This is a genomic window from Variovorax sp. OK605 (assembly GCF_900115445.1).
Classification (GTDB): Bacteria; Pseudomonadota; Gammaproteobacteria; order Burkholderiales; family Burkholderiaceae_C; genus Variovorax.
Window position 1 is genome coordinate 562,586 of record NZ_FOWL01000001.1, and the last position, 14,719, is coordinate 577,304.

Sequence of the window (14,719 nt, forward strand, 5' to 3'; positions counted from 1 at the left end):
GCGTGGCGGCGGCTTTCATCCTAGCCGCGGTTCCTGAAGGTCCCCTAAAGCCGGGGACCGCATCGGGACATTGCGTCCGATGCGGTTGCCGATATCGGCGCTAGCGGCGCTATCAGCCTGTCTGCGTTCTTGGCGCTCTCAGCGCGCCCGGCGCGAGCGCACCAGCAGCGTGAGCAGCACCAGCGACAGCACCGTGAAGGCGATGAACGACCAGTTCGCCAGCGTCAGGCCGAACAGCGTCCAGTCGACCTTGGAACAGTCGCCGCCGCCGCGGAAGATCAGCGGCAGCGCGCGCTTCAGCGGGAAGGTCTCGATCATTCCGTACAGGTCGCGCCCGCAGGACACCACCTCCGGCGGGTACCACTGCAGCCAGCTCTGCGCGGCCGCCGTGTAGGCACCGCCCACCGCCGACACCAGTGCCAGCACGCCGCCGGTCACCTGCAGGCCCCGGTTGCGGAACATGCCGGCCAGGCCGGTGAAAAGTGCCACCAGCACCAGCGCATAGCGCTGCACGATGCACATGGGACAAGGCTCGAGCCCCACCACGTGCTGCAGGTAGAGCCCGAAGGCCAGCATGAGAACGCAGGCCAGGCAGATCAGCCCATGCGCGCGGCGCGGCGCGCCGAAGTACCAATCGATCAAGGAGACACCCAATCTTCTTCTACGAACACCCTGGCCTTGCGTGGGTTGGCGACGACGGTGTCGCCTTCCTTCAAGCCCAGGTCACGGAACTGTTGCGCAGGGAGTTGCGCCTCGATGATGGTTCCGGAGCCCGGATTATCTGGATTCGTTTCGGTGGGCTCAAGTTCCAGCCGCGCGATCGGTCCGACCACGATTGCACGCGCCAGCGTGGCGACGATGCCCGAGGCGCCGGCCACGTAGCGTGTCACATCGATGTCATGCGGGCGCACATAGGCGCGTGCCTTGGCGTCGCGCGCACCGCTGTGCTCGGGCGAGTCCAGGCGCATGCCGTCGAGCTGCACCGCGCCGTTGTCGGCCCGGCCGTGGAACAGGTTCACGTCGCCCAGGAAACCGTAGACGAAAGGACTCGCGGGCTGGTCCCACACTTCCTGCGGCGAGCCGACCTGCTCGATCTGCCCCTTGTTGATGACCACCACGCGGTCGGCCACCTCGAGCGCCTCTTCCTGGTCGTGCGTGACGAAGATCGAGGTCACGTGCAGCTCGTCGTGCAGCCGGCGCAGCCAGCGGCGCAGTTCCTTGCGCACCTTGGCGTCGAGCGCGCCGAAGGGTTCGTCCAGCAGCAGCACCTTGGGCTCCACGGCCAGCGCGCGGGCCAGCGCAATGCGCTGGCGCTGGCCGCCCGACAGCTGCGACGGGTAGCGGTCGGCCAGCCAGTCGAGCTGTACCAGCTTGAGCAGGTCGGTGACCTTGGCCTTGATCTGCGCGTCGCTCGGGCGTTCCTTGCGCGGCTTCACGCGCAGGCCGAAGGCGACGTTCTCGAACACGGTCATGTGGCGGAACAGCGCGTAGTGCTGGAACACGAAGCCGACCTGGCGCTCGCGCACGTGCACGTCGGTGGTGTCCTCGCCCGAGAACAGGATGCTGCCGGTGTCGGCCGTTTCCAGCCCCGCGATGATGCGCAGCAGCGTGGTCTTGCCGCAGCCCGAGGGGCCGAGCAGCGCGACGAGCTCGCCCGACTGCACGTCGAGGTTCACGTCGCGCAGCGCGCGGAAGTCGCCGAACTGCTTGCTGATGTTGCGGATTTCGATGCTCATGGTTTCTTCTCTCTCAAGCCGCCGTCGTTTCAGGAGGACGCTCAGGGGGCAACTCGGCAATGGCCTTCATTTCGCGCTCGTGGCGCCATTCGATGACCGACTTGATCACCAGCGTGACCAGCGCGAGGATGGCCAGCAGCGAGGCCACGGCGAACGCGGCCACCGACTGGTATTCGTTGTAGAGCACTTCCACGTGCAGCGGCATGGTGTTGGTCTGCCCGCGGATGTGGCCCGACACCACCGACACCGCGCCGAACTCGCCCATGGCCCGCGCATTGCACAGGATCACGCCGTACAGCAGGCCCCACTTGATGTTGGGCAGCGTGACGCGCCAGAAGGTCTGCCAGCCGGTCGCGCCCAGCACGATGGCGGCCTGCTCCTCGTCGGTGCCCTGCGCCTGCATCAGCGGAATCAGCTCGCGCGCGATGAACGGGAAGGTCACGAACACGGTCGCCAGCACGATGCCGGGCACGGCAAAGATGATCTTGATGTCATGGTCGGCAAGCCACGGGCCGATCCAGCCCTGCGCGCCGAACACCAGCACGTAGATCAGGCCCGCCACCACCGGCGACACCGCGAACGGCAGGTCGATCAGCGTGGTGAGAAAGGCCTTGCCGCGGAACTCGAACTTGGCCACGGCCCAGGCCGCGGCCACGCCGAACACGAGGTTCATCGGCACCGTGATGGCGGCCGTGATCAGCGTGAGGCGGATGGCGCTCCAGGCATCGGGCTCCTTCAGCGCCTCGAGGTACGCCGAGACGCCCTTGCGCAGCGCCTCGGTGGCCACGGCCGCCAGCGGCAGCACGAGGAACAGGAACATGAACGCCAGCGCAATGCCGATCAGCGTCCAGCGCACCCAGGGCGCTTCTGTGGTGCCGGCCTTGGCGCGGCGAATGATCTTGGAAGGTGCGCTCATGTCATGCTCCCGAGCGGCGGCGCTGCCACGCCTGCAGGCCGTTGATGACCAGCAGCAGCACGAAGGAAATGACCAGCATCACCAGCGCGACCGCGGTGGCGCCGGCGTAGTCGTACTGCTCCAGCTTGCCGATGATGATGAGCGGCGTGATCTCCGAGATCATCGGCATGTTGCCGGCAATGAAGATCACCGAGCCGTACTCGCCGATGGCGCGTGCGAAGGCCATGGCAAAGCCCGTGAGCAATGCCGGCGCGATCGACGGAAAGATCACCTTGGTGAAAGTCTGCAGCCGCGTGGCGCCCAGCGAGGTCGCGGCTTCCTCCAGCTCTTTCTCGGTGTCTTCGAGCACCGGCTGCACCGTGCGCACAACGAAGGGCAACCCGATGAAGATCAGCGCGATCACGATGCCCGCCGGCGTGAACGCCAGCTTGATGCCGTGCGGCTCGAGCAGTTGCCCGATCCAGCCGTTGCCCGCGAGCAGCGCGGTCAGCGAGATGCCGGCCACGGCCGTCGGCAGTGCGAACGGCAGGTCGACCAGCGCATCGACGATGCGCTTGCCCGGAAACTTGTAGCGCACCAGCACCCAGGCCACCAGCAGGCCGAACACCGCGTTCACCAGCGCCGCGATCAGCGAGGCGCCGAAGGTCAGGCGGTACGAGGCCATCACGCGCGGCGCGGTCACGGCCACCCAGAACTGGTCCCAGGTCAGCGTGAAGGTCCGAAAGACCAGCGCCGACAGCGGGATCAGCACGATCAGGCTCAGATACAGGATCGAGAAGCCGAGCGTGATGTGAAAACCGGGCAGCACGCGCTTGGCGCCGCCTGCCCGGTTGGCACGCGAAAAAGGCGCTCCCGCGGACGGGAGCGCCGAAGGGACAGCGCCGCTCATTTACTTCGCGCCGGGGGTGTACAGCTTGTCGAACTGGCCGCCGTCGTTGAAGTGCACCTTCTGCGCTTCGCCCAGGCTGCCGAACAGTTCCTGCACCGTGAAGAGTTGCAGCGGCTTGAAGGTGGCGGCGTACTTCTTGAGCACGGCCTGCGAGCGCGGACGCAGCGCGTGCTTGGCGGCGATTTCCTGCGCTTCTTCGGAGTAGAGCCAGTCGAGGTAGGCCTTGGCCAGTTCGCCGGTGCCCTTCTTGTTGACGGTGCGTTCCACCACGGCCACCGGGTTCTCGGCCACGATGCTGATCGACGGGTACACCGAGTCGACCTTGCCGGTGCCGAATTCACGGTCGATGGAGACCACTTCCGACTCGAAGGTGATCAGCGCGTCGCCGATGTTGCGTTGCAGGAAGGCGGTGGTCGCGTCGCGCCCGCCACGTGCCAGCACCGGCACGTTCTTGAACAGCTTGCCGACGAACTCGGCGGCCTGGGCGTCGGTGCCGCCCTTCTTCTTGATGTAGCCCCAGGCGGCCAGGTAGGCGTAACGGCCGTTGCCGCCGGTCTTGGGGTTGACGATCACGACCTGGACGCCGGGCTTGACCAGGTCTTCCCAGTCCTTGATGCCCTTGGGGTTGCCGTTGCGCACCAGGAACAGCATGGTCGAGGTGGTCGGCGATGCGTTCTCGGGGAATTTCCTGGGCCAGTCCTTGGCGACCACGCCGGCGTTGGCCAGGAAGTCGATGTCGGTCGAGGTGTTCATCGTGACCACGTCGGCGTCGAGGCCGTCGGCCACCGAGCGCGCCTGGGCGCTGGAGCCGCCGTGCGACTGGTCGATCTTCACGTCCTTGCCGGTGGCCTTCTTGTAGTGCGCCACGAAGGCCGCGTTGTAGTCCTTGTAGAACTCGCGGGCCACGTCGTAGGACGCATTCAGCAGCGAGGTGCCTTGCGCGAAGGCGCTGCTGCCGGCGAGTGCGGAGGACGCCAGCGCGAGCACGGCGACGAAGGTCTTGATTCTGGAAGTCATGTGATTGCCAAGTTTTCTGAAAATTCACGGCCCGCCGACCAGGCGGCGGGCTCGTCGGTCAACGATTGCAGCAGGGCCAGGCCGAGCGGCCAGTCTCCGTGCCCCGAATCGATATTGATGTGGCCCGCATTCTGCATGCGCACGAACTCGCTGCCCCAGGCGCGCGAATATGCACCCGCCAGCCGGATGGGACAAAACGGATCGTTGCTGCTGGCCACCACGATGCTGCGGTACGGCAGCGCGGCGTAGGGCACGGGCGCGAAGTCGGACAGCACCGCGCGGCGCTCCGGGTCGGCCGGCGCCACCAGCAGCGCGCCGCAGATGCGCGCGGCCGCCGCGGCCGGCAGGTGCGCCGTGGCGATGCAGCCCAGGCTGTGCGCGGCAATGACCACGGGGCCCTCGCTCTCCAGCACCAGCCTGGCCAGCGCGCTCACCCAGGCGTCGCGCTTGGGCGAGGCCCAGTCGTCCTGCACCACCCGCGCGGCGCCCGGAATGCGCTCTTCCCACAGGCTCTGCCAATGGCCGGGCCCGGAGTCGCGCCAACCGGGCACGATGATCACGCGGGTCTGCATGACGACGCTGCCTTGGTCCGTTTACTTGTTCGGCTGCGGCGTGATGCGCAGGTAGGGCTTCACGGCCTTGAAGCCCTTGGGGAAGCGCTCCGCCAGCTCGGCCGGGTCCTGGATGCTCGGCACGATGACCACGTCGTCGCCGTCCTTCCAGTTCACGGGCGTGGCCACCTTGTGGCTGTCGGTGAGCTGCAGCGAGTCGATCACGCGAATGATCTCGTCGAAGTTGCGCCCGGTCGATGCCGGGTACGTGATGGTCGTGCGGATGACCTTCTTCGGGTCGATGATGAACACGCTGCGAACGGTGGCCGTGGCCGAGGCGTTCGGATGGATCAGGTCGTACAGGTCGGCCACCTTGCGGTCGGCATCCGCAATGATGGGGAAGTTGACCGTGGTGTTCTGCGTCTCGTTGATGTCCGAGATCCATTCCTTGTGCTTGGTGGCCGGGTCGACGCTCAGCGCGATGGGCTTCACGCCGCGCTTGGCGAACTCGCCCGACAGCGCCGCCGTCTTGCCGAGTTCGGTGGTGCACACGGGCGTGAAGTCGGCCGGGTGCGAGAAGAACACGACCCACGAGTCGCCGGCCCACTGGTAGAAGTCGATCGGGCCTTCGCTGGAATCCTGGGTGAAATTGGGGGCGGTGTCGCCGAGACGCAGAGTTGCCATGGTCGCTCCTGGATGGATGGGAGCCTCGGATTGTGCGAACCATCGCTTCAATGACAAACGAATATCTGCTTGTTTGGATATGACGTTTTCTGCATAACGAATTCGGAGCGCAGCGGCATATCGCTATCTTTTAGATAGCAAACTTCGTAACACGGGTGCGCGCGAGCGCTTCTTTTCGCCTCAGAACATCCGCATGTCGACGTTCTGCATGTGCTCGGCCAGGAAGTCGATCAGCCGCCGCACCGCCGGCACCAGCGCCCGCCGCGCCGGAAACACCATGTGCGCCACCACCGGCGACGGCCCCCAGCCCGGCAGCACCCGCACCAGGCGGCCCGCCTCCACGTCGGCCCGGCACATGTAGTCGGGCAGCAGGGTCGCGCCCACGCTGCCCAGCGTGCCGTACTGCAGCGTGGCCAGGTCGTCCGCCACGTAGCGCGGCACGTGCGTGTGCACGTGGATCTCGCCGTGCGGGCCTTCGAGCCGCCAGTCGGCGCGCCCGTCGCCGTTGACCGACATCGATGCCGTCGGCAGCTTCGCCAGGTCGGCGGGCGACTCAATAGGCCCGAAGCGGGCCATCAGCTCCGGGCTCGCCACCAGCACGCCGCGGCTGGTGCCGAAGGTCTTGGCCACCAGCAAAGCGCTGTCCTCGATCACGGGGCGCACGCGCAACGCGATGTCGATGCCCTCCTCGATCAGGTCGACCGGCCGGTTGATCACGCGCATGTCGATGCGCACCGCCGGATACAGGCCCATGAAGACCGGCATCAGCTGCGCCAGGCCGCTGTGCGAGATGGTCACCGGGCAGCTCAGCCGCACCAGCCCGCTGGGCTCGGTCTGCACCTGCGCCACCGCCTCGGCCGCCGCCTGCGCCGCGTCGCGCATGGCGGAGGCGTGGCGCAGATAGATCTCGCCGGCCGGCGTGAGCGACAGGCGGCGCGTGCTGCGCTGCATCAGCTGCACGCCCAGGCGCTCTTCCAGGTCGGCCACGCGGCGCGACAGGCGCGACTTGGGAATGCCCAGCGCCCGGCTGGCGGCGGCAAAACCGCCGCGTTCGGCCACTTCAGCGAAAAAAACCATGTCGTTGAGGTCTTGCATGGGTCAATTGTCCCGCAAACAGAACGATGAGTGCGATTTTTGGCTACTTATCACCCACTCGATCCAAAAATAGAATTCTCACATCCGCCGGCCAATTGAGCGCCGACAGCCAACACAGAAAGCGATTGATTGACATGAAGCTGCTCCACATCGACTCCAGCATCCTCGGCACCAACTCGACCTCGCGCCTGCTCTCGGCCGAAGCCGTGACCGCATGGCGCGCCGCCCACCCCGACACCGACGTCGACTACCTCGACCTGGCCGTGGACACCCCCTCGCACTTCAGCGCCGACGCGCTGGGCATCAAGACGGGCGTGCAAGCCCAGCCGACCGAAGCGCAGCTGCGTGAAAACGCCCTGTCGGAAAAGCTGGTGAGCCAGTTCCTGGCCGCGGACGTGATCGTCATCGGCACGCCGTTCTACAACTTCTCGATTCCCACGCAACTGAAGGCCTGGATCGACCGCCTCGCGCAAATCGGCCGCACCTTCAAGTACACCGAAAAGGGCCCGGTCGGCCTGGCCGGCGGCAAGACCGTGATCGTGGCCTCGACCCGCGGCGGCGCCTACTCGACCAGCGAAGGCGGCCAGGCGATGGAACACCAGGAGAGCTACCTGAAGGTGATCTTCGGTTTCTTCGGCATCACCGACGTGCGCTTCGTGCGCGCCGAAGGCCTGGCCATGGGCGACGAAGCCAAGGCCAAGGCGCTGGCGGCCGCCCGCGCCGACATCCTGGTGGCGACGGCCGAAGCCGCCAACCAGCGCGACGCCGCCATCGCAGCCTGAGCACGCTCAGCACCATGCAAAAAGCCGCCCGATGGGCGGCTTTTTGTCGTCCGCAGCCTGCGGAAAGGCTCAGGCCGCGTGGCTCTTGACCCAGCCCACGTACTTGTCCATCCAGCCCTGCAGGAATTTCTTCGAGCCTTCGTTGCCGATGTGGCCCTTGTCGTCGAACAGATCGTCCTTGGCCTGCAGGAACACTTCGGGCGCGCCCATGGTGGGCACGTCGAGGTAGGCCAGGATGTTGCGCAGGTGCTGCTGCGCCAGCGCGGTGCCGATGGCGCCCACCGAGATGCCGACCACGCCGGCCGGCTTGCCCGCCCAGGCGCTCTGGCCGTAGGGGCGCGAGGCCTGGTCGATCGCGTTCTTCAGCACGCCGGGAATCGAGCGGTTGTACTCGGGCGTGACGAACAGCAGGCCGTCGGCCGCCGCGATCTCGGTCTTCAGGCGCTTCACCGGCGCGGACTGGTTGCCGTCCTCGTCCTGGTTGTACAGGGGCAGGTCGTCGATGCGCAGGGTCTCGAAGGTGAAGTCCGAGGGCGCCAGATGCGCCAGCGCGAGGGCCAGCTTGTGGTTGTACGAATCCTTGCGCAGGCTGCCGACGATGACGGCAATGCGGGTCTGGGCCATGGGTGAAGCTCCTAGGGTGAGAGTGTCGAAAGGGGTCGAACTGACGAACGCGATTATGCGAACCGCCCAAGACCTTTTCTTGAAAAGTTGATGCGCCTTTTTGCAGCTGTGTGCGCTCTTTTCAGCCCCGCGTTCGCCAGCCGGTCGAGCCCGGTGCACAGCAGCCAGTAGATGGCGCCCACCAGCATGAAGATTTCCGCCGGGTAGACCATGGTGCGCGCATTCACCTGCGAGGCCACGAACGACAGCTCGCCCACGCCGACGATGTAGGCCAGCGAGCTGTCCTTCACCAGCGTGACCCACTGGTTGACGAACGACGGCAGCATCATGCGCAGCGCCTGCGGCAGCACGATGGCGCGCAGCGTGCCCCAGCGCGTGAGCCCCAGCGACAGCCCCGCCGCCCATTGCCCCTGCCCCACCCCGCGGATGCCGGCATGCACCGCATGCGCCAGGTATGCGCCGCCGACCAGCGACAGCGCGCACATCACCGACAGCACGCCCGGCACGCTGATGCCGAGCGCGAACGGCAGCAGAAAGTAGGTCCAGAAGATCAGCATCAGCACCGGAACGGCGCGCAGCAGCGCCAGCACCAGCGTGAGCAAGGCCTTGGCCCCGCCCGTCGCGCTTGCCAGGCCAATGCCCCACGCCAGCCCGAGCACCGCCGAGGCCACGGCCGACCCGGCACTGAGCAGCACCGTGAGCGCGGCCCCGCCCAGCGGCCCCTGCGGGAACGCGCCCCACAGCAGGTACGGCAGGCTGTCCCAGAGCGTCTCGATCACCGCCATGCAGCCCGCCCCGGTCCCCGCGCCTGTCGCCGCGCCGCCCACGCCGCCAGCACCTCGATCGCGCCGACGGTCACCACGTACAGCAACGTCGCGAACCCGAAGGCCTGGAAGGTCTTGAAGGTTTCGGCCTCCACCTGCCGCGACGCATACGACAGCTCGACCAGCCCGACCGCCATGGCGAGCGAGGTGTTCTTCACGATGTTCATGTACTGCCCCAGCAAGGGCGGCAGCGCGATGCGCAGCGCCTGCGGCAGCACCACCTGCGCGAGCACCTGCGCCGGGGTGAAACCCAGCGCGCGGGCCGCGAGCGTCTGCCCGGCCGGCACGCCGCGGATGCCCGAACGGATGTCCTCGCCCACATAGGCCGCCGCGTACAGCGTGAGCCCGACCAGCGCCGACAGCAGTTCGAACGACAGCACATGCCCCGCATACAGCCACTCGCGCGCCGCTTCAGGCAGCACCGCCGGCGCGCCGAAGTACCAGAAGAACAGCTGCACCAGCAGCGGCGTGTTGCGAAACAGCGAGACGTACGCGCCCGTCGCGCGCAGCAGCCCCGGCCGGCTCGACGAGCGCCCCGCCGCCACGGCCACGCCGAGCGCCGTGGCGCCCGCCGCCACCAGCAGCGAGGCCCACATCGTCGTCAGCCAGCCGTCGAGCAGCCAGCCCAGGTAGCGGGGCGCGAGCAATTGCTCGCGCAACAGATCGATCAAGTGCGCATCGGCCTCAGTTGGCCGCCACGCGCTGGTCGCCGATCTTCAGCAGGCGCGGCAGCGGCGCCTTGCTGTTCGGGCCGAACCAGGTGTCGTAGATGGCCAGCGCGCGGCCGTTCTTCTCGCTGTCCACCAGCCAGGTGTTCAGCGCCTCCAGCAGCCGCGTTTCGCCCTTGGGCACCGCGGCACCCAGGTACTCCCTGGACACGGTGATCGGCGCAATCTCGTACCTGTCCCTGTCGGGCAGCGCGTTCCATTGCGCCGTGAGCTTCACGCCGTCGTTGGTAATGGCCTGCACGTTGCCGTTGCGCAGCGCCGCCAGCGCAAAGGGCGAATCGTCGTACAGCACCACCTTGGCGTCGGGGTAGTTCTTGCGCAGGTTCGACTCCATGGTCGTGCCCTTCTCGGTGCCGATGCGGATCTCCTTGATCTGCGCGGCGTCGGTCAGCAGCCCTTTCTTCGCCAGGAACTGCTGGCCCACCAGGAAGTAAGGCGTGGTGAAGTCCACCGCCTTGGCGCGCTCGTCGGTGATGGTGAAGCTCGCGAACACCACGTCGACCTTGCCCGAGGTCAGCAATGGAATGCGGTTGGCCGGATTGGTCGGCACCAGTTCGACCTTCACGCCCAGGCTCTTCGCGAACTCGGTGGCCAGGTCGATGTCGTGGCCCACCTGCTTCTTGCTGGCCGGGTCGATGTAGCCGAAGGGCGGGTTGCCGTCGAACGCGGCCACGCGCAGCACGCCGGCCTTCCTGACGTCGTCCAGCTTGTCGGCCCAGGCGGCGCCCGCAAGGGTGAAGGAGCCGATGGCCAGTGCCAGGCTCGAAACGATGAATGTGCTGCGGGTCATGCCTGCTCTTCGGTGTGAAAAGCCGCGACTCTAGGCAGCGCGCCCGCGCTCGCCAACGAAGCAGATTCCGCTTGCATATGCAGCGCCGACTTGGGCATGAGCAAATGACGAAAGCTTCGTGGCGCCGAAGCGCCGCGCCTCCTACAGTCGCGGACTTTTGCCTTCGCCATGCACACCCTTTCGCTCTCCCGCCGCCAGCTCCTTCGTGCCGGCACCGCTGCCGCCGTCACCGCGGCCGCCACCCCGCTCTTCGCCCAGGGCCGCGCCACGACCCTGCGCATCGGCTACCAGAAGTTCAACACGCTCAACATCCTCAAGGGCACGGGCCAGCTCGAGAAGGCGCTCGCGCCGGCCGGCGTGAAGCTCGAGTGGGCCGAGTTCCTCGGCGGCAGCCAGCTGTCGGAGGCACTGGCCGCCGGCGCCATCGACTTCGGCCATGCCTCCGACGGCATCGGCGTGTTCCAGCAGGCCAGCGGCAAGGGCCTCGCATACCTGGCGGCCGAAAGCCCCTACCCCGGCGGCGTCGGCTTCCTGGTGCCGCGCGACTCGCCCATTCGCAGCGTGCGCGACCTGAAGGGCAGGAAGGTCGTCACCGGCCGCGGCTACAACACGCAGTACGTGCTGATCCGCGCGCTCGAAGCCGCGGGCCTGCGCTATGAAGACATCGAGCCGGTCTACATCGTCACCGCCTCCGACACCATCGCGGCCTACCAGTCGGGCAGCGTCGCGGCCATCGGCCTGTGGGACCCGTTTCTGGCCGCGGCGCAGCTGGCCACCGACTCGCGCGTGCTGTTCGACGGCACCGGCCTGAGCGGCAACCGCACCTACCACTTCGCGCAGCCCGGCTTCGCGCGCGCCAACGCCGAGCTGCTGCGCACCGTGTTCTCCGAGCTGCGCAAGGCCAACGAATGGGCGCAGGCGCACCCGGCGGACGTGGTCGCCACGCTGGCGCCGCAGCTCAAGGTCGAGCCCAAGGTGCTGGCGCTGGCCACCGAACGGCGGCAATATGGCGTGGTTGCGCTCACGCCCGCCATCGCGAAGGAACAGCAGGGCCTGGCCGATGTGTTCGCGCAGCTCAAGCTCATTCCCAAACCCATCGAGGTGAAGGACGCCTTCCTCGACCTCAACCTCGTCTGACGCCGCTCCTCGCACGTGACACTCCCGACCTCTTCCTCTCATTACGACGTCATCGTCGTCGGCCTGGGCGCCCTCGGTGCCGCCACGCTCTACCAACTCTCGCAACGCGGCGCGCGCGTGCTGGGCATCGACCAGTTCGCGCCGCCGCACGACCTGGGCTCCTCGCACGGCGACTCGCGCATCACCCGGCTGGCCATCGGCGAGGGCAATGAATACGCGCCCTTCGTGCAGCGCTCGCACGCCATCTGGCGCGAGCTCGAGGCACGCACCGGCAAGCCGCTGATGACCACCACCGGCGGCCTCGTGCTGGGCCCGCGCGACGGCGCCGCGGCGCACCACGGCAAGACCGACTTCGTGCGCGGCACCATCGCCTGCGCCGAGCGCTTCGGCATCGCGCACGAGGTGCTCGACGCGGCCGGCATCCGCCGGCGCTTTCCGCAGTTCCACCTGCAGGGCGACGAGCTCGGCTACCACGAGCGCGACGCCGGCTTCGTGCGGCCCGAGGACGCCATCGGCGCGCAACTGGCCGTGGCCCGCGCCTCGGGCGCGCAGACGCGCACCGGCGAGCGCGTGCGCGCGGTCGAACCCGTGGGCAACGGCGACACCGTGCGCGTGCGCACCGACAGCGCGAGCTTCACGGCCGACCGCGTCGTGGTGGCGGCCGGCGCGTGGCTGCCCGAGTTCCTCGGCCAGCAGGCGCGCAGCGACTGGCAAGCGCACTTCTCGGTGCACCGCCAGGTGATGCACTGGTTCGACACCGGCAGCGCCGCCGCCGACTTCGCGCCCGAGCGCTTTCCCATCTTCATCTGGATGTACGGCGACGGCGAGGAGGACTACATGTACGGCTTTCCGTCGTCCGACCCCGCGCAGCCCGCGCTCAAGGTCGCGACCGAGCAGTACGTGCACGCCACCACGCCCGACACCATCGAGCGCAACGTGAGCCCCGAGGAAACCGCCGCCATGTACCGCGAGCGCGTGGCGGGCCGCTTTCCGCAGATCGACGGCCGCGCCCTGAAGGCGCGCGCCTGCATGTACACCGTGACGCCCGACAACCGCTTCGTGATCGACGCGCTCGACGGCCTGCCCAACGTGCTGATCGCCTCGGCCTGCTCGGGCCACGGCTTCAAGCACTCGGCCGGGCTGGGCGACGCCATCGCCGACCATGTGCTGGGCCGGCACAGCGCGCTCGACCTGTCGCCCTTTGCCCGGCGGCGGCTGCTGGAGAAATCGCCGGCCTGAAGCAGCTTCGCGCGATCGGGCGCATCATCGCGCTCGATCTTTTTTTCCGACTCAGGAGCAGCGAAGGCGATGAAAGCGATGAGATTTCTGGTGGTGGGTGCCGGCGCACTCGGTGGTTATTTCGGCGGCCGCCTGCTGGAGGCCGGGCGCGACGTCACCTTCCTGCTGCGCCCGCGCCGCGCGGCGCAACTGGCCAAGACCGGGCTGGTGGTGCAGAGCCCGTTCGGCAACCTGCAATTGCCCGCACCCAGGCACGTGCTGGCCGACGGCATCGACGGCCCGTACGACGTGGTGGTGGTCGGCAGCAAGGCCTACGACCTCGACTCGACCATGGACTCGTTCACGCCGGCGGTCGGCCCCGACACCGTGATCCTGCCGCTGCTCAACGGCATGGGCCACATCGACCGGCTGGTGGCGCGCTTCGGCGCCGAGCGCGTGCTGGGCGGCCTGTGCATGATCTCCGCCACGCTGGACGACGAAGGCCGCGTGCTGCACCTGAACGACATGCACGGCCTGAGCTACGGCGAACGCGCCGGCGGACGCTCGGCGCGCGTGGACGCCATCGCGGCCCAGTTCGCGGGCGCGAAATTCGACGCCACGGCCAGCGAAAACATCATGCAGGACATGTGGGAGAAGTGGGTCTTCATCGCCTCGGCGGCGGGCCTCACGAGCTTGATGCGCGCGTCCATCGGCGACATCGTGGCCGCGGGCGGCCAGGACGTGGCGCTGTCGATCTTCGACGAGTGCTGCGCCATCGCCACGCACAACGGCTTCGCGCCGCGCGCGCCGGCCGTGCAGCGCGGGCGCACCATCATGACGGCGGCGGGTTCGCCGATGACCGCCTCGATGTACAAGGACATCGTGCGCGGCGCGGCGGTCGAGGCCGACCACATCGTGGGCGACCTGCTGGGCCGCGCGGCGCCCGCCGCGTCGCCCGTGCCGACGGTGCTGCGCACCGCGTACGTCCACCTGAAGGCCTACGAGGCGCAACGCGCCCGCACGCCCGCCTGATGAGCGCCCCGCGCGACGCCCTGGCCTTCGTTCACACGGCACAGGTGCATGTGCCGACCTTCGAGCGGCTGGTGCGCGAGACGGCACCCGGGTTGCGCGTGCGGCACGTGGTGCGCGAAGACCTGCTGGCCGATGCGCGCGTGGTCGGCGTCGATGACGCCGCGCTGATCGAACGCGTCCACCAGGCGATGCACGATGCGGCCGCCAGCGGTGCGAAGGTGGTGGTGTGCACCTGCTCGACCATCGGCGCCATCGGCGAGCGCACGCCCACCGGCGATGCATTCGAGGCCCAGCGCATCGACCGCGCCATGGCCGACCGCGCGGTACGGCATGGAGGGCGCGTGCTGATCGTGGCGGCAGTGGAAAGCACGCTGGCGCCGACGATGGCGCTGGTTCTTTCAGCGGCAGAGCATGCCGGGGTGGCAGTGCGGCCGGGCCAGTTGCTTGTCGCGGAGGCATGGCCTCATTTCGAAGCCGGCGATATGGCTCGCTATGCCGAGACACTGGCGCAAGCGATTCGCGCGAAAGCTGCGGCGGCCGATGTGGTCGTGCTCGCGCAAGCCTCCATGGCCCCCGTTCAAGCAGTGCTGGCTGACCTCGGCATCGAGGTGCTCAGCAGCCCCGCCCTGGGCGTTCGACTGGCGGTTCGGGCAGCCGAACGATAGCTCGAAGTATCTATTCACAAATCCATTCATA

17 protein-coding genes are annotated in these 14,719 nt (G+C 67.9%); 5 read left to right on the forward strand and 12 right to left on the reverse strand.

Annotated elements, in window-relative coordinates; genetic code table 11:
* Nucleotides 1–138: 138 nt before the first annotated feature.
* The 8 genes from BM013_RS02575 to BM013_RS02610 form a co-directional block, all read right to left on the reverse strand.
* Nucleotides 139–642, reverse strand: coding sequence for a disulfide bond formation protein B (locus BM013_RS02575; protein ID WP_093122406.1), 504 nt, complete (start codon nucleotides 640–642; stop codon nucleotides 139–141).
* On the reverse strand, nucleotides 639–1,736 hold the full coding sequence (locus tag BM013_RS02580) for a sulfate/molybdate ABC transporter ATP-binding protein (protein ID WP_093122408.1): 1,098 nt from the start codon (nucleotides 1,734–1,736) through the stop codon (nucleotides 639–641). The genes BM013_RS02575 and BM013_RS02580 overlap by 4 nt, the downstream gene beginning before the upstream one ends.
* 13 nt (nucleotides 1,737–1,749) lie before the next feature.
* Nucleotides 1,750–2,652, reverse strand: a complete 903-nt coding sequence (gene cysW, locus BM013_RS02585) for a sulfate ABC transporter permease subunit CysW (protein ID WP_093122411.1) — start codon at nucleotides 2,650–2,652, stop codon at nucleotides 1,750–1,752.
* Nucleotide 2,653: 1 nt separating this feature from the next.
* Nucleotides 2,654–3,541: a sulfate ABC transporter permease subunit CysT gene (cysT, locus tag BM013_RS02590; protein ID WP_093122413.1), complete on the reverse strand. Its 888-nt coding sequence runs from the start codon at nucleotides 3,539–3,541 to the stop codon at nucleotides 2,654–2,656.
* Nucleotides 3,542–4,558, reverse strand: coding sequence for a sulfate ABC transporter substrate-binding protein (locus BM013_RS02595; protein WP_093122415.1), 1,017 nt, complete (start codon nucleotides 4,556–4,558; stop codon nucleotides 3,542–3,544).
* Nucleotides 4,555–5,130 (reverse strand): RBBP9/YdeN family alpha/beta hydrolase, encoded by a 576-nt coding sequence (locus BM013_RS02600; protein ID WP_093122418.1) that lies wholly within the window; start codon nucleotides 5,128–5,130, stop codon nucleotides 4,555–4,557. Before BM013_RS02600 ends, BM013_RS02595 begins: the two co-directional genes overlap by 4 nt.
* 21 nt (nucleotides 5,131–5,151) lie before the next feature.
* Nucleotides 5,152–5,793, reverse strand: a complete 642-nt coding sequence (locus BM013_RS02605) for a peroxiredoxin (RefSeq protein WP_093122420.1) — start codon at nucleotides 5,791–5,793, stop codon at nucleotides 5,152–5,154.
* Nucleotides 5,794–5,973: 180 nt separating this feature from the next.
* A complete protein-coding gene (locus BM013_RS02610) occupies nucleotides 5,974–6,888 on the reverse strand; it encodes a LysR family transcriptional regulator (protein WP_093122423.1) in 915 nt (304 codons plus the stop codon).
* Nucleotides 6,889–7,022: 134 nt separating this feature from the next.
* Here BM013_RS02610 and BM013_RS02615 point away from each other — a divergent pair, with 134 nt between their 5' ends.
* Nucleotides 7,023–7,670, forward strand: a complete 648-nt coding sequence (locus BM013_RS02615) for an FMN-dependent NADH-azoreductase (protein WP_093122426.1) — start codon at nucleotides 7,023–7,025, stop codon at nucleotides 7,668–7,670.
* A 69-nt stretch (nucleotides 7,671–7,739) separates the two neighbouring features.
* Here the strand turns inward: BM013_RS02615 and BM013_RS02620 are convergent, their stop codons facing one another.
* From BM013_RS02620 to BM013_RS02635, 4 genes are read right to left on the reverse strand one after another with little or no spacing between them, the layout of a single operon-like run.
* Complete coding sequence (locus tag BM013_RS02620; RefSeq protein WP_093122429.1) at nucleotides 7,740–8,294, reverse strand: NADPH-dependent FMN reductase; 555 nt, start codon at nucleotides 8,292–8,294, stop codon at nucleotides 7,740–7,742.
* A gap of 53 nt (nucleotides 8,295–8,347) precedes the next feature.
* Nucleotides 8,348–9,079: an amino acid ABC transporter permease gene (locus tag BM013_RS02625; RefSeq protein ID WP_093122431.1), complete on the reverse strand. Its 732-nt coding sequence runs from the start codon at nucleotides 9,077–9,079 to the stop codon at nucleotides 8,348–8,350.
* A complete protein-coding gene (locus BM013_RS02630) occupies nucleotides 9,070–9,780 on the reverse strand; it encodes an amino acid ABC transporter permease (RefSeq protein WP_093123322.1) in 711 nt (236 codons plus the stop codon). The genes BM013_RS02625 and BM013_RS02630 overlap by 10 nt, the downstream gene beginning before the upstream one ends.
* Before the next feature lie 22 nt (nucleotides 9,781–9,802).
* On the reverse strand, nucleotides 9,803–10,636 hold the full coding sequence (locus BM013_RS02635) for an ABC transporter substrate-binding protein (protein WP_093122434.1): 834 nt from the start codon (nucleotides 10,634–10,636) through the stop codon (nucleotides 9,803–9,805).
* Between the two features lie 168 nt (nucleotides 10,637–10,804).
* Between BM013_RS02635 and BM013_RS02640 the strand changes: the two genes are divergently transcribed.
* The 4 genes from BM013_RS02640 to BM013_RS02655 all read left to right on the forward strand — a co-directional run bounded on the left by BM013_RS02640 (nucleotide 10,805) and on the right by BM013_RS02655 (nucleotide 14,688).
* On the forward strand, nucleotides 10,805–11,773 hold the full coding sequence (locus BM013_RS02640; RefSeq protein WP_093122436.1) for an aliphatic sulfonate ABC transporter substrate-binding protein: 969 nt from the start codon (nucleotides 10,805–10,807) through the stop codon (nucleotides 11,771–11,773).
* Nucleotides 11,774–11,788: 15 nt separating this feature from the next.
* Entirely contained in the window at nucleotides 11,789–13,012 is a 1,224-nt protein-coding gene (gene solA / locus BM013_RS02645; protein WP_093122439.1) for an N-methyl-L-tryptophan oxidase, read from the forward strand.
* Nucleotides 13,013–13,090: 78 nt separating this feature from the next.
* Nucleotides 13,091–14,023 carry a 2-dehydropantoate 2-reductase gene (gene panE, locus BM013_RS02650; RefSeq protein WP_093123325.1) on the forward strand — a complete coding sequence of 311 codons (933 nt, stop codon included), beginning with the start codon at nucleotides 13,091–13,093 and terminating at the stop codon, nucleotides 14,021–14,023.
* Nucleotides 14,023–14,688, forward strand: coding sequence for an Asp/Glu/hydantoin racemase (locus tag BM013_RS02655; protein ID WP_093122441.1), 666 nt, complete (start codon nucleotides 14,023–14,025; stop codon nucleotides 14,686–14,688). The genes panE and BM013_RS02655 overlap by 1 nt, the downstream gene beginning before the upstream one ends.
* The last annotated feature ends 31 nt before the right edge of the window (nucleotides 14,689–14,719 follow it).

Bases quoted from the DNA above. Each gene is read 5' to 3' on its own strand.
- BM013_RS02580 (WP_093122408.1), bottom strand. From the start codon at position 1,736: ATGAGCATCGAAATCCGCAACATCAGCAAGCAGTTCGGCGACTTCCGC.
- cysW (WP_093122411.1), bottom strand. From the start codon at position 2,652: ATGAGCGCACCTTCCAAGATCATTCGCCGCGCCAAGGCCGGCACCACA.
- cysT (WP_093122413.1), bottom strand. From the start codon at position 3,541: ATGAGCGGCGCTGTCCCTTCGGCGCTCCCGTCCGCGGGAGCGCCTTTT.
- BM013_RS02595 (WP_093122415.1), bottom strand. From the start codon at position 4,558: ATGACTTCCAGAATCAAGACCTTCGTCGCCGTGCTCGCGCTGGCGTCC.
- BM013_RS02600 (WP_093122418.1), bottom strand. From the start codon at position 5,130: ATGCAGACCCGCGTGATCATCGTGCCCGGTTGGCGCGACTCCGGGCCC.
- BM013_RS02605 (WP_093122420.1), bottom strand. From the start codon at position 5,793: ATGGCAACTCTGCGTCTCGGCGACACCGCCCCCAATTTCACCCAGGAT.
- BM013_RS02610 (WP_093122423.1), bottom strand. From the start codon at position 6,888: ATGCAAGACCTCAACGACATGGTTTTTTTCGCTGAAGTGGCCGAACGC.
- BM013_RS02615 (WP_093122426.1), top strand. From the start codon at position 7,023: ATGAAGCTGCTCCACATCGACTCCAGCATCCTCGGCACCAACTCGACC.
- BM013_RS02620 (WP_093122429.1), bottom strand. From the start codon at position 8,294: ATGGCCCAGACCCGCATTGCCGTCATCGTCGGCAGCCTGCGCAAGGAT.
- BM013_RS02625 (WP_093122431.1), bottom strand. From the start codon at position 9,079: ATGGCGGTGATCGAGACGCTCTGGGACAGCCTGCCGTACCTGCTGTGG.
- BM013_RS02635 (WP_093122434.1), bottom strand. From the start codon at position 10,636: ATGACCCGCAGCACATTCATCGTTTCGAGCCTGGCACTGGCCATCGGC.
- BM013_RS02640 (WP_093122436.1), top strand. From the start codon at position 10,805: ATGCACACCCTTTCGCTCTCCCGCCGCCAGCTCCTTCGTGCCGGCACC.
- panE (WP_093123325.1), top strand. From the start codon at position 13,091: ATGAGATTTCTGGTGGTGGGTGCCGGCGCACTCGGTGGTTATTTCGGC.
- BM013_RS02655 (WP_093122441.1), top strand. From the start codon at position 14,023: ATGAGCGCCCCGCGCGACGCCCTGGCCTTCGTTCACACGGCACAGGTG.